Below are 13,913 nucleotides of genomic sequence, written 5' to 3'. Positions count from 1 at the left end.
CAGAAAGTTTGGAGAATCTACTAGCTTGGCTAGACCAACGCTTATCAGAGCAGGATTACAGAGGGATCGCTATGAGCGTTCCAGGCGCGGTCAATCAAGAAACAGGTGTAATTGAGGGAATCAGTGCCGTACCTTATATTCACGGTTTTTCTTGGTATGAGGCCTTTGCTCATCATCAGCTACCTGTCCATCTAGAAAATGATGCCAACTGTGTTGGACTTAGTGAACTGCTAGCTCATCCAGAGATTGAAAATGCAGCCTGTGTCGTGATTGGGACAGGAATTGGCGGAGCTATGATTATCAATGGCAAGCTTCACCGTGGTCGCCACGGCTTAGGTGGTGAGTTTGGCTATATGACAACCATTGAACCAGCTGAAAAACTCAACAACTGGTCGCTACTAGCCTCTACAGGAAACATGGTTCGCTACGTAATTGAAAAATCTGGTCAGACTGACTGGGACGGACGCAAGGTTTACCAAGAAGCGGCAGCCGGCAATGCCCTTTGCCAAGAAGCTATTGAGCGCATGAATCGTAACCTTGCTCAAGGCTTGCTCAATATCCAGTATCTCATCGATCCAGATGTCATTAGTCTGGGTGGCTCTATCAGTCAAAATCCAGATTTCATCCAAGGTGTCAAGAAGGCTGTCGATAACTTTGTCGAGACCTACGAAGAATACACGGTCGCACCAGTTATCCAAGCTTGCACCTATCATGCAGATGCCAATCTCTATGGTGCCCTTGTCAACTGGTTGCAGGAGGAAAACCAATGGTAATTTTTACAGGACTTAGTCCCAAACAAGCGCAAGCATTAGAGTTGCTTAAAAAGCACATTTCCCTACCAGATGTAGAGGTAGCAGTCGCTCAGTCTGATCAAGCCTCTATCTCTATCAAGGGTGAGGGTGGCCACTATCAACTAACTTATCGCAAACCTCACCAACTGTACCGCGCCTTGTCCTTGTTGGCAACAGCTCTAGTAGAAGGTGATAAGGTAGAGATTGAAGAACAAGCTGCTTACGAAGATTTGGCCTACATGGCAGACTGTTCTAGAAATGCAGTTTTGAATGTCGCTTCTGCCAAGCAGATGATTGAAGTTCTGGCTCTCATGGGCTACTCAACTTTTGAGCTCTACATGGAAGACACTTATCAAATCGAGGGGCAACCCTACTTTGGTTATTTCCGTGGGGCCTATTCGGCTGAGGAGTTGCAGGAAATCGAAGCCTATGCCCAGCAGTTTGACATGACCTTTGTGCCTTGCATCCAGACCTTGGCCCACTTGTCAGCCTTTGTCAAATGGGGTGTCAAAGAAGTGCAAGAGCTCCGTGATGTAGAAGATATCCTCCTCATTGGCGAAGAAAAAGTTTACGACCTAATTGACGGCATGTTTGCGACGCTATCTAAACTACAAACACGCAAGGTCAATATTGGGATGGATGAAGCGCACTTGGTTGGTTTAGGTCGTTACTTAATTCTGAACGGTGTTGTGGACCGTAGTCTCCTCATGTGCCAACACTTGGAGCGCGTGCTTGATATCGCCGATAAGTATGGTTTCCACTGCCAGATGTGGAGCGATATGTTCTTTAAACTCATGTCAGCAGATGGTCAGTACGATCGTGATGTGGAAATCCCTGAGGAAACTCGTGTCTACCTAGACCGTCTCAAAGACCGTGTAATCTTGGTTTACTGGGATTATTATCAAGACAGCGAAGAAAAGTACAATCGCAATTTCCGCAACCATCACAAGATTAGCCAAGATATTGCCTTTGCAGGTGGTGCTTGGAAGTGGATTGGTTTCACACCCAACAACCATTTCAGCCGTCTCATCGCTATCGAGGCCAATAAAGCCTGTCGTGCTAATGACATCAAAGAAGTCATTGTGACGGGTTGGGGGGATAATGGTGGGGAAACTGCCCAGTTTTCTGTCCTACCAAGCTTGCAAATCTGGGCAGAACTCAGCTACCGCAATGACCTAGACCGTTTGTCTGCTCACTTCAAGACCAATACAGGTCTATCGGTTGAGGACTTTATGCAGATTGACCTAGCTAACCTCTTACCAGACTTGCCAGGCAATCTCAGCGGGATCAATCCCAACCGCTATGTCTTTTATCAGGATGTTCTCTGTCCGATTCTTGATCGACACATGACACCTGAACAGGACAAACCACACTTCGCTCAGGCAGCTGAGATTCTCTCTGACATCAAAGAAAAAGCTGGTGCCTACTCTTATCTCTTTGAAACTCAGGCCCAGTTGAACCAGATTTTAAGTAGCAAAGTGGATGTGGGACGACGCATCCGTGAAGCTTATAAAGCCGGTGACAAAGTCAGCTTACAGCAAATCGCCAGACAAGAATTACCAAAACTCAGAAGCGAGATTGAACATTTCCATGCCCTCTTTAGCCATCAATGGTTGAAGGAAAACAAGGTCTTTGGCTTGGACACAGTTGATATCCGTATGGGAGGACTCTTGCAACGCATCAAGCGAGCAGAAAGTCGCATCGAGGCTTATCTAGCTGGTCAGCTTGACCGCATCGACGAGTTAGAAGTGGAAATCTTACCATTTACTGACTTCTACGCAGACAAGGGATTTACAGCCACAACAGCCAACCAGTGGCACACTATTGCGACAGCTTCGACGATTTATACGACTTAAAGGTCTTTTTTCCGAGTCAGAATGTTTCTCGTGAAACCTATTTCTTATAAAAAACTTCTCCACAAAAAATAATTTGTGGAGTTTTTTCTATAATTAGTAGTTTAACCTAGCCTTCAAATAGGAGTATACTAATAATGTAATCGTTATCAAACCTAAAAATTCGATGAAATCAGTTTTTAGGAATAAAAAGGGAGGAAATTATGAAAAAGTTTTCAAAGACCTTGAGAGATAACTGGATCTTTCTCTTGATGGTTTTACCAGGGGCACTCTGGTTGATTCTATTCTTTTACATTCCAGTATTTGGGAATGTGGTTGCCTTTAAAGACTACCATATGACCAGTAATGGTTTCATAGATAGTATTGTGAATAGTAAATGGGTCGGGTTAGATAATTTCAGATTCTTGTTTAGTTCAAAAGATGCCTTTATCATCACTCGAAATACCGTTCTCTACAATCTCGGGTTTATCTTTATCGGTTTGATTGTATCAGTAGGGATTGCCATCATCCTCAGCGAGCTCCGCTCTAAGAGAATGGTTAAGATTTTCCAAACGTCTATGTTGTTCCCTTACTTCCTGTCATGGGTTATCATCAGTTTCTTTACAGATGCCTTCCTAAACATTGACAAAGGGGTCTTCAACCATTTCCTAACATCCATTGGCATGAAGGAAGTCAACTTTTACGCTGACTTAGGCATTTGGCCATACCTTCTCCTTTTCCTAGGTATTTGGAAAGGCTTTGGATATAGCAGTGTCATGTACTATGCGACGATCATGGGAATTGATCCAACCTACTACGAAGCAGCAACAGTGGACGGGGCGAGCAAGTGGCAACGCATTCGCAACGTAACCATTCCTCAGTTGACTCCACTTGTAACTGTATTGACCATCCTTGCAGTCGGAAATATCTTCCGTGCAGACTTTGGTCTCTTCTATCAAATTCCACACAATGCTGGTCAGCTTTACAATGTAACCAACGTTTTGGACGTATATGTCTATAATGGTTTGACTCAGACAGCGGATATTGGTATGGCATCAGCAGCTGGTCTTTATCAGTCAGTTGTCGGTTTAATTCTCGTTATCTTATCAAATATACTTGCAAGACGAGTAGATCCAAATTCAGCACTATTCTAGAAAGGAGGAAAGCATGGCAGAAAAAATTAAAAAAGCAAAAATTGATAATGTCGGCATTCACTCCTTTAGTAAGAAGGCAGATATCTTCTTTAGTATTATTTCTGGATTGATTGCTCTCTCTTGTATCTTACCCTTTATCTTTGTCATCATGATTTCCATCACAGATGAAAAGAGCATCCTTCAACATGGATATAGCTTTTTCCCATCACAGTTTGGATTAGATGGCTTCGAGTTTTTGGCTCAGTTTAAAGATAAGATATTACAAGCGCTCTTTATCTCAGTGTTTGTAACAGTAGTCGGAACCTTGACAAACGTCTTTATCACAACAACTTATGCCTACGCCATTTCACGGACAACCTTTAAGTACCGCAGATTCTTTACAGTTTTCGTCCTACTTAGTATGTTGTTCAACGCCGGTTTGGTTCCAGGCTATATCGTGGTAACTCGTTTGCTTCAACTAGGTGATACAGTTTGGGCCTTGATTGTTCCAATGCTTCTCTCACCATTTAACATCATCTTGATGCGTTCCTTCTTCAAGAAGACCATTCCAGAAGCCATTTTGGAGTCTGCTCGTATCGATGGTGCTAGTGAAGCCCGGATCTTCTTCCAAATCTGTTTACCATTGTCATTACCAGGTATCGCAACCATCACGCTTTTGACAGCTCTTGGTTTCTGGAACGACTGGTTCAACGCCCTTCTTTACATCAAGAGTGACAACTTGTATCCATTACAGTATTTGCTTATGCAAATCCAACAAAATATGGACTACATTGCAAAAGCAGTCGGTCTATCTGGCCAACTGGGAGTTGCTCTACCGAAAGAAACAGGTCGTATGGCCATGGTTGTTGTTGCAACCCTTCCAATCGCGATTCTGTATCCATTCTTCCAACGCTACTTTGTTAAAGGTTTGACCATCGGTGGTGTGAAAGAATAGCACTTGCTGAGAAACACCGTTTCTCCCTTCCCAACTTCATCTTAGTGACTGAAGTTACAAATTATTAAATCGTTTATAAGTTTAAAAATAAAAAAAGGAGTTTTTATCATGAAAAACTGGAAAAAATATGCTTTTGCATCTGCTAGCGTAGTCGCTTTGGCTGCTGGTCTTGCTGCTTGTGGAAACCTTACAGGTAATAACAAAAAAGCTGCTGATACTGCTTCAGGTGAAAAACCTGTAATCAAAATGTACCAAATCGGTGACAAACCAGACAACTTGGATGAATTGCTAGAAAATGCAAACAAAATCATCGAAGAAAAAGTCGGTGCTAAATTGGATATCCAATACCTCGGATGGGGTGACTATGATAAGAAAATGTCAGTTATCACATCATCTGGTGAAAACTATGATATCGCATTTGCATCTAACTATGTCGTAAATGCTCAAAAAGGTGCTTATGCTGACTTGACAGAATTGTATAAAAAAGAAGGAGCAGAGCTTTACAAAGCACTTGACCCAGCTTACATCAAAGGGAACACTGTAAACGGTAAGATCTATGCAGTACCAGTTGCAGCTAACGTTGCATCATCTCAAAACTTTGCCTTCAACGGAACTCTTCTTGCTAAATACGGTATCGATATTTCAGGTGTAACTTCATACGAAACACTTGAGCCAGTCTTGAAACAAATCAAAGAAAAAGCTCCAGACGTAGTACCATTTGCGGTTACGAAGAACTTTATCCCATCTGATAACTTTGACTACCCAGTACCAAACGGACTTCCATTTGTTATTGACCTTGAAGGAGACACTACTAAGATCGTAAACCGTTACGAAGTGCCTCGTTTCAAAGAACACTTGAAGACTCTTCACAAATTCTATGAAGCTGGATACATTCCAAAAGACGTAGCAACAAGCGACACTTCATTTGACCTTCAACAAGATACTTGGTTCGTTCGTGAAGAAACAGTAGGACCAGCTGACTACGGTAACAGCTTGCTCTCACGCGTTGCTAACAAAGACATCCAAATCAAACCAATCACTAACTTTATCAAGAAAAACCAAACAACACAAGTTGCCAACTTTGTTATCTCAAACAACTCTAAGAACAAAGAAAAATCAATGGAAGTGTTGAACCTCTTGAACACGAACCCAGAACTCTTGAACGGTCTTGTTTACGGTCCAGAAGGCAAGAACTGGGAAAAAATTGAAGGTAAAGAAAACCGTGTACGCGTCCTTGATGGCTACAAAGGAAATACTCACATGGGTGGATGGAACACTGGTAACAACTGGATCCTTTACATCAACGAAAACGTTACAGACCAACAAATTGCAGATTCTAAGAAACAATTGGCAGAAGCTAAAGAATCTCCAGCACTTGGATTTATCTTTAACACTGACAGTGTGAAATCTGAAATTTCAGCAATTTCTAACACAATGCAACAATTCGATACAGCTATCAACACTGGTACTGTAGACCCAGATAAAGCTATTCCAGAATTGATGGAAAAATTGAAATCTGAAGGTGCTTACGAAAAAGTATTGAACGAAATGCAAAAACAATACGACGAATTCTTGAAAAACAAAAAATCATAAGATCGATTGATTTCGTGTATTCATTCCTAATTCCTAAAAATGTGATCACTGCCTTCCTTAGTTCTCTAGGGGAGGTAGTGATTTTTAGGATGTAAAAATGAAAACAGTGGTTCTGAGGGTTTATGCGATGTGATACACATACATCTATAGAGGATTTATTATGAAAAAATATCGCCTTCTTTTCAAAATGAGTGCTGTCTTCTCTTACCTATTTTTCGTATTTGGCCTTTCTCAGCTGACGCTTATTGTCCAAAACTATTGGCAATTTTCTTCCCAGATTGGCAATTTCTTCTGGATTCAAAATATCCTGAGTTTGCTATTTATCGGAGTCATGATTTGGATTCTGGTTAAGACAGGCCATGGTTATCTCTTTCGCATTCCAAGAGAAAAATGGCTTTGGTATTCGATTTTGACAGTATTAGTGGTAGTGCTCCAGATCTCTTTTAACGTTCAGACAGCTAAACATGTTCAGTCAACTGCTGAAGGTTGGGCTGTATTGATTGGTTATAGTGGGACTAATTTTGCAGAGCTAGGTATTTATATAGCCCTGTTCTTTCTGGTTCCGCTGATGGAAGAGTTAATCTATAGAGGATTACTGCAACACGCCTTTTTTAAAGATTCGAGATTTGGTCTTGATTTGCTTCTTCCGTCCATTTTATTTGCTCTCCCTCATTTTTCAAGCCTGCCTAGTCTGTTAGATATTTTCGTTTTTACAACATCTGGAATCATCTTTGCTGGTTTGACCCGCTATACCAAGAGCATCTATCCTTCCTATGCAGTGCATGTGATTAATAATATTTTCGCAACATTACCATTTTTGCTGACTTTTTTACATAGGGTATTTGGGTAAAATATTGGTACGAGAGTTAGGAATGATAGCTTTTCAATTTAAGGAGGAAAATAAGTATGACACCATTAAAATGGTTTGCTGGAGGAAGCGAAAGACGTTGTGAAGCCATGATGATCATTGATCATCTACTGGAAGATATAAAGAATGAGCCTCAACTTACTCCCTTGAAAAATCAGTTAGTGATTTATAAAAGACGACTAAGGGACGACGGGACCTCTGTTCCATTTATTCTGAGCCAAATGAACGTTGACATCTCACGTGTGTTGATTGACAATAAGCTGTGTTTGTCAGAAAGTCAAGTTAAGCAAATAAAAAATTGAGAGAATTATCTGCGATTCGGTATGGTTACTGATGAAGTGCAGTGGCAGGTCTCTCTATATAATTTCCGGTCAAATAAATTGCATTCGTTTTCCCAAGTGGGTATACTAGTATAGTTGAATGAAAAATTCTGAAAATTTAAGAATAGAAAAGGGAACAAATCTTATGGCAAAAGATATTCGTGTCTTACTTTACTACCTCTATACCCCAATTGAAAATGCAGAGCAATTTGCTGCAGACCACTTGGCTTTCTGTAAATCAATCGGCCTCAAAGGCCGTATCCTAGTCGCTGACGAGGGAATTAACGGAACAGTTTCAGGTGACTACGAAACAACTCAAAAATACATGGACTACGTTCACAGCCTCCCAGGCATGGAAGACCTCTGGTTCAAGATTGACGAAGAAAGTGAACAGGCCTTCAAGAAGATGTTTGTTCGCTACAAGAAAGAAATTGTCCACCTTGGTTTGGAAGACAACGACTTTGACAACGACATCAACCCACTTGAAACAACAGGTGCTTACTTGTCTCCAAAAGAGTTTAAAGAAGCCCTTCTTGACGAAGATACAGTGGTTCTTGACACACGTAACGATTATGAGTACGACCTAGGACATTTCCGTGGGGCTATCCGTCCAGACATCCGCAACTTCCGTGAGTTGCCACAATGGGTTCGTGACAACAAGGAAAAATTCATGGACAAGCGTGTCGTGGTTTACTGTACAGGTGGCGTTCGCTGTGAGAAATTCTCAGGCTGGATGGTTCGTGAAGGTTACAAAGATGTCGGCCAATTGCACGGAGGAATCGCAACTTACGGTAAAGATCCAGAAGTTCAAGGTGAACTTTGGGATGGGAAAATGTACGTCTTTGACGAGCGTATCGCAGTTGATGTTAACCATGTCAACCCTACCATTGTAGGGAAAGACTGGTTTGATGGAACACCATGTGAACGCTATGTTAACTGTGGAAATCCCTTCTGTAACCGTCGTATCCTAACATCAGAAGAAAATGAAGACAAGTACCTTCGTGGATGCTCACACGAGTGCCGTGTTCACCCACGCAACCGCTATGTTTCAGAAAATGAATTGACACAAGCAGAAGTAATCGAGCGCCTAGCAGCTATCGGTGAAAGCTTGGATCAAGTCGCTACAGTATAAAGCAAACAGCCCTTAGAGGCTGTTTTTCTATGCTTTTTATCTAAAAATCTAAAATTTGTTTCTGTATCTTTCAGGAAAATAGTGTATACTATGTGTAAACGATTTCAAAGGAGGCCAGTTATGGCGAAAACATTTTTTATCCCAAATAAAGAAAGCATCCTAGGACAACAGGAGGTCTTGACTGCCAAGTCCATCTTGGCCTTGGTGGAGGGCTTGGAGTCACACAGTTATGATGCGGTCTATCTCCGTCAGCCCCTCAATCGTCTCGAGTATATCGAGTGTGGAATTGTAGGTCAGTCGCAATTTCTCTTCAAGGTGAACTATGCGGATAGCCGAAAAGGCTATCAAGTGGTGATTCCAGACTTCCTTACCAGAGCGGACTGGGAGATTGTAGAAGCTCTCATCCAAGCCCTATCAAACAAGTTGGGTGAGGCAGTAGAAGGGCTAGAAGGGTTTGACTTTGAAGCTTATTTCCGAGAAACGGTCAAGCATTATCTATCTGACAAAGCGGCTCGTCTAGTCTATTGCCAAGGGCTCTTGTCCCCTATCTATCTCAACAAGGAATACCTAGAGAGCTTTTTAGCAGACGATGGACTGGCACGTTTTGAAGAGCTGGTCAAGAAGGTTCAATGCTCTGATGCCTACCTTGCCAATGTGAAATTTTACCCAGATGCCCAAGGAAAGGTGCACGGTATCTATCACCTAGCCCAGGGAGTCAAAACGATTTTGCCAAAGGAACCCTTTGTACCAGCTCCTTATACGGAGCAGCTGGCAGGCAAGGAGCTTGTTTGGGAGATTGACCTAGTGAAGATTTCTGGTGATGGCTCAAAAGCAGAAGACTATGAAGCCATCGCTCGCTTGGATTATGCAAAATTCCTAGAGTCACTACCAAAAGCATTTTACCGGCAATTAGATGCCAATCAATTAGAAGTACAACCCATCCTAGGACAAGATTTTGAAGGATTGGCAACCATCAAGTAGACACAGTTCGAAAAAGAGTAAGCATAAAAATCCCTGTCATTAACAAATGGCAGGGATTTTGGTTAAAAGAAGGTCAGGATGCGAAGGTAGTCAACTGTCAGCGCGAGCTCTGCAATGAAGAAGGGTAAGAGAATAGCGCCATCAAGTAAGACAGCTAACAAGAAACGATAAAATGGGTCAAGGCTACTGGTCTTACTTGGCTTGCTAATCACAAAGAGATTTCCAAGGGCAAAGATGGCCATGCTTAGAAGAGTGAGGATGCCAGCGAATCGCAAGCCGCCAAAAAGTGCAAAGAAACTTGCTAGAGCCGTTAAGACAAGCGGGATAGCAAAGAGTCGGCTGTAACGATCGCAAGCTTCTTGGAATGTGAAGTCGCTCTCCTGGTCCAGTACACGTCGGACAGTAAAGCCTCCCAAAATGATGGAAAAGTAAAATAGAGCGCTAGCGACCAAGATAGAAAGTCCAGCAAAGAGATCTAAAGGTGGGAGCTGGTTAGGTAAACTATTGGCAATAGAGGCCATATAGCCGTAGTAGAGGTGCTTGATATGATAGATACTAAAGAAAAGGTTGATTGACGACAGCAAGGTGAGCAGGGCAAAGACACTGTAACGATGCTTTTGGTCCGTATTCTTGCTGGCAGTTGGTTCTTGGATAGCATCCAGCAGCCAAGTCCAAAACAGTGCGATTTCTTCTTTGAATCTGGCTGTTTTACGAGGGTCAATATCTGGGATATAGGGGCTTTCTAAAGCCTTGCTGAGGATACTTTTCTCTTTTGCAGGGTTTTCTTGCTTGTGTTCCTCTTCAGTTTTCCCTTCTCCCTCTTCCTCGGTTTGGGTTTCCTCAGTCATTTCGGGAGTTTCCTCCTCATGCGTTTCCGACTCTTTAGGTGAGACAGATGTTTCTTGGCTTACTTGTAGTTCGGTCTCCACAGTTTCTGAAGTCTCAGGCTCGTTGGGCTGGATTTCTGATTTTGTCTGAGGTGATTTCTTCTCAAGATCGGCACTTTCAAACCATTCTTGTGTCATGGTGGAACCTCCTTTTTATGGTCGTTTTCTATCTTTAGCCTAGCAGATGAAAGCGTTTTTGTCAATGGTTTCTAGATGGAGAAGAGTACTCTTCTTTAGGTAGGTAGATATCCTGGTTGGCTTTTGCAATGAGCAGGTCCTTGATATCTGCTCTTTCCGTTTTATAAGGGTTGGCAAGTTCATTCTCTTTTTGTCCACGATGTTCTTCTTTGGGTTTACGATAGATACCGCCATGCTGAGAAGAAATATCTAGATTGATACGGTCGGTCTCTTTCTGGGAGAGAATGAGGTTTAGAGTTGAATGAGCCTCTAGCTCGACCTTGCCGTGAACTTGGATATTTTCAGCATAGATGTGTGCTCCCTCCGTCTTGACCTGACTATCTGTCAATTCGGCATCAAAGATATTGATGATATGAGGTGTCGTTAGTGTGCTGTTCTTGATAGAACTTTCAGTTAGTCTTAAGAGATAGCCTTTTGTTTTGATTGTCGCATTTTCAAGATTGGCTTGACGAATATTGGTTTGTCCACGATTGGCTGAGACGGTGATAGCTTGCAGTCTTCTTCCTTTAGGGAGGGAGAGAATGACTTCGTCAAAACGGTGAGAATAACTGCTGGCAATACGAAGTAGGCCTTCGATTCCTGAACCTAGAAAGCGATGTTGGGAGGCTTGTTTGTCAGTGACGGTCAGTGTTTTGTAACTCATGCCAGTAGTCAGATCGTGACGACCAGACACCGAAGGATGATAGGTGATATGGATCTTGTCATCTACAGACTCTGTGATGGTTAGGCTGTGCTCTTCAAGGGTCAAATCAAGTTTTTCCACTTCATTTCCAAAGGTCACTTCTTCGATACGATTGTCATAGACGGGGTCTTTTGACATGGCAAGTAAACTTTGAATACCATTGGACTGCGCGCCTACAATGATCATGATAAAACCGAGGATTGTAGAAACCACACCAAAGATGAGAAATCCTTTTGTCAATTTACGCATGTCTGTCACCTCTCTTTCCTTTTTTAAGAATCCATTGTGCCAAGCGGACGATTAGGAGGCCAAAGAAACGAGCTACATAGGAGATACCCAGTAGAACAAGAGAAGAAGCACCGATAGAAAGCAAACCGGCCCCAAAAATCAAGATAAAGGCAGATTTGGCTTCGACTAGGACGCTAAAGCTCTCTACGATAAAGAGTCCACCTAGCAGGATACCCGTCACAGAGACGGTAAAGAAGGCTAAAATGACGGAGACGGCTGCGATAATAATACCGATGATGGCCATGAGGATGCCGATCCCGACCGGAATTCCGATAGGAGCTACTAGCAGGGCCAGGAGGGCAATGTGTAGCAGTTGACGGTCATTCTTTTGAGCAGGGGCTTCATTGACTTTTTTATCGAGAAGATCAGAGAGGATATCATGGGCAGCTTCTTTTGGAGTTCCCAGACTGGCAATGAGTTCCTCTTCGCCCTCTGGACCTGCATCGTCAAATAGTTCCTTAAAGTAGTCCATAGCTTCGATGCGGTCAGCTTCAGGCAGTTTATGGAGATAGGTTTCTAACTGAGTCAGATAGTCAGTTCTTGTCATGGCGGATACTCCCTTCTATGATGCCGTTGACGGTGTCGGTATAGAGCGTCCACTCTTCCTTTAGAGTAACGAGCTGCTCTACGCCCCGATTGGTCAAGGAGTAGTATTTGCGCATACGCCCCTGAAACTCTCTAGAGTAGGTGGTCAGAAAGCCACTGGCTTCCAATTTTTTGAGAATGGGATAGAGCGTAGATTCTTTGATATTGGCGATGAGCTTAATGGTTTGACTAATCTCATAACCATAAGAATCCCCCTGCTCCAGTACAGCCAAGATGAGAAACTCGATCAAGGCAGAGGATGTTGGGAAGTACATGGGAAACCTCCTTTATATTATATAAAAATTTTATATATACTCTTTTCAAATATATTGTATCTCAAGTTGAAAGCCCTGTCAAGAAATATGTGTAAAAATTTTACATATAAAAAACTCCTAGTAAAAACTAGAAGTTTAGAGGATGTTATCAGCCCGATCGACCATAAAGAGTGAGATGGTCATGATGATATCGATGGCTAGAAGGGCAAGGACAGCTGGGATCCAAGATTGGAAAAGCTCAAAACTATAACCAAACAAGGTAGGTCCAAAAGCAGCTAAGATGTAGCCCCCTGTTTGCGCTAGTCCTGATAGCTGAGCTGTCTTTTCAGGAGAACTGGTTTTAAGAGAAAAGCAAACCATGAGGTAGGGGAAGAGGGCACTGCAGGCCGTTCCAATCAAGAGATGGACGACTAACCAGTAGAGGAAATTATTTGTTGGATACAAGAGCATGGCAATTCCTGTCATCCCAGAGAAGGAAATGATTGCCAGCATGATTCGACGGTGACCATCTGACAGACGAGTCGTTAGACTTGGAACAGTCATCGAAAAAGGAATGCTGATCAGTGAGAAGATAGAAGCCAGAAGAGCCGCATCACTATTAGAAAGACCAGCACTAACAGCCATAGTTGGCAACCAGGTCATACTTGTATAAAAGAGCAAGGACTGAAGTCCGCCAAAGATAATGATAGCCCAGACATCTTTACTTTTTAGAATATTCTCTTTGACTTGCTTTTCTTTTTGGCTTTCTAGGTGGTGGTTGTGGTGATGATTTGGTAACCAGACTAGCAGAGTGACCAGACAGAGAAAGCTGAGAACGAGGATGAGTCCCTTCCAAGAACTAGCTTGGGTGATAGGGACCGAAAGATAAGAAGCGATGGCTGTCGAAATTCCCATGGCAGTGACATAGAGCGTTGTTAGGAAACTAATCTTTTGAGGCTGATTTGCCTGGATCATACTTGGGAGGAGTACATTGAAGATCGCAATGCTCGCTCCGACAATTAGGGTTCCTAGATAGAGAAGGGGAAGATTGAGAATCCGAATGACAGAGCCAACAGTTAAGAGGAGGAGACAGTAAGTAAAGAGATGTTCTAGTCCGATTTTTTGTGCCAAGCGGCTTGCAAAAGCAGAGAAAAGAGCAAACATCAAGAGAGGGAGACTGGTTAAAATCCCAAGAGAGCTAACCTCCACTCCTAGTCCCTGAGCAATATCTCCTAAAATAGTTGGAAGAGCAGTAAAAGGAGAACGTAAAACGGTCCCGATTAAGACAATTCCTAGAACAAAAAAGAGCGATTGTTTTTTCATGAAAACCTCGATAGGATGATTTTAATAACAGCTTATTTTAAGGTTTTTTCCTTATAATGTCAAGTAATGACAGCCAAGACAGTTCAATCAA

General features: G+C 42.5%; 13 protein-coding genes and 1 pseudogene. 9 read left to right on the top strand and 5 right to left on the bottom strand.

The features are described 5' to 3' along the window. The 9 genes and pseudogenes from HMPREF0849_RS04340 to HMPREF0849_RS04300 all read left to right on the top strand — a co-directional run. On the top strand, positions 1–773 hold a 773-nt coding region (locus HMPREF0849_RS04340; RefSeq protein WP_083800495.1), incomplete at its 5' end, for an ROK family protein. After that, positions 767–2,647 carry a beta-N-acetylhexosaminidase gene (locus HMPREF0849_RS04335; protein WP_000234375.1) on the top strand — a complete coding sequence of 627 codons (1,881 nt, stop codon included), beginning with the start codon at positions 767–769 and terminating at the stop codon, positions 2,645–2,647. The genes HMPREF0849_RS04340 and HMPREF0849_RS04335, both read left to right, overlap by 7 nt. Before the next feature lie 200 nt (positions 2,648–2,847). Beyond that, positions 2,848–3,777 (top strand): ABC transporter permease, encoded by a 930-nt coding sequence (locus HMPREF0849_RS04330; protein WP_000714585.1) that lies wholly within the window; start codon positions 2,848–2,850, stop codon positions 3,775–3,777. Between the two features lie 13 nt (positions 3,778–3,790). Then, entirely contained in the window at positions 3,791–4,711 is a 921-nt protein-coding gene (locus HMPREF0849_RS04325) for a carbohydrate ABC transporter permease (protein ID WP_000818291.1), read from the top strand. A 108-nt stretch (positions 4,712–4,819) separates the two neighbouring features. Then, positions 4,820–6,304 carry an ABC transporter substrate-binding protein gene (locus HMPREF0849_RS04320; RefSeq protein WP_000800392.1) on the top strand — a complete coding sequence of 495 codons (1,485 nt, stop codon included), beginning with the start codon at positions 4,820–4,822 and terminating at the stop codon, positions 6,302–6,304. A gap of 160 nt (positions 6,305–6,464) precedes the next feature. After that, a complete protein-coding gene (locus tag HMPREF0849_RS04315) occupies positions 6,465–7,154 on the top strand; it encodes a CPBP family intramembrane glutamic endopeptidase (protein ID WP_000760777.1) in 690 nt (229 codons plus the stop codon). Between the two features lie 56 nt (positions 7,155–7,210). After that, positions 7,211–7,506: pseudogene (locus HMPREF0849_RS04310) on the top strand (bacteriocin immunity protein). A gap of 131 nt (positions 7,507–7,637) precedes the next feature. Beyond that, positions 7,638–8,624, top strand: coding sequence for an oxygen-dependent tRNA uridine(34) hydroxylase TrhO (gene trhO / locus HMPREF0849_RS04305; protein ID WP_001030023.1), 987 nt, complete (start codon positions 7,638–7,640; stop codon positions 8,622–8,624). A gap of 120 nt (positions 8,625–8,744) precedes the next feature. Further along, a complete protein-coding gene (locus HMPREF0849_RS04300) occupies positions 8,745–9,605 on the top strand; it encodes a DUF4299 family protein (RefSeq protein WP_001140325.1) in 861 nt (286 codons plus the stop codon). A gap of 62 nt (positions 9,606–9,667) precedes the next feature. Here the strand turns inward: HMPREF0849_RS04300 and HMPREF0849_RS04295 are convergent, their stop codons facing one another. The 5 genes from HMPREF0849_RS04295 to HMPREF0849_RS04275 form a co-directional block, all read right to left on the bottom strand. Continuing rightward, entirely contained in the window at positions 9,668–10,630 is a 963-nt protein-coding gene (locus HMPREF0849_RS04295; RefSeq protein ID WP_000191329.1) for a DUF6574 domain-containing protein, read from the bottom strand. 61 nt (positions 10,631–10,691) lie between these two features. Continuing rightward, positions 10,692–11,621, bottom strand: coding sequence for a DUF4097 family beta strand repeat-containing protein (locus tag HMPREF0849_RS04290; RefSeq protein WP_001229041.1), 930 nt, complete (start codon positions 11,619–11,621; stop codon positions 10,692–10,694). Then, positions 11,614–12,207, bottom strand: coding sequence for a DUF1700 domain-containing protein (locus HMPREF0849_RS04285; protein WP_000198645.1), 594 nt, complete (start codon positions 12,205–12,207; stop codon positions 11,614–11,616). Before HMPREF0849_RS04285 ends, HMPREF0849_RS04290 begins: the two co-directional genes overlap by 8 nt. Further along, on the bottom strand, positions 12,194–12,520 hold the full coding sequence (locus HMPREF0849_RS04280) for a PadR family transcriptional regulator (RefSeq protein WP_000273860.1): 327 nt from the start codon (positions 12,518–12,520) through the stop codon (positions 12,194–12,196). The genes HMPREF0849_RS04285 and HMPREF0849_RS04280 overlap by 14 nt, the downstream gene beginning before the upstream one ends. 135 nt (positions 12,521–12,655) lie before the next feature. Further along, the gene (locus HMPREF0849_RS04275; RefSeq protein WP_000744871.1) at positions 12,656–13,822 is read right to left on the bottom strand and encodes a CynX/NimT family MFS transporter; all 1,167 of its coding nucleotides are present in this window, start codon (positions 13,820–13,822) and stop codon (positions 12,656–12,658) included. Positions 13,823–13,913: the final 91 nt, after the last annotated feature.

Source organism: Streptococcus sp. C300, assembly GCF_000187645.1.
In the GTDB taxonomy this organism is placed as follows: domain Bacteria; phylum Bacillota; class Bacilli; order Lactobacillales; family Streptococcaceae; genus Streptococcus; species Streptococcus oralis_CQ.
This window is presented reverse-complemented; position numbering and strand designations above follow the sequence as displayed.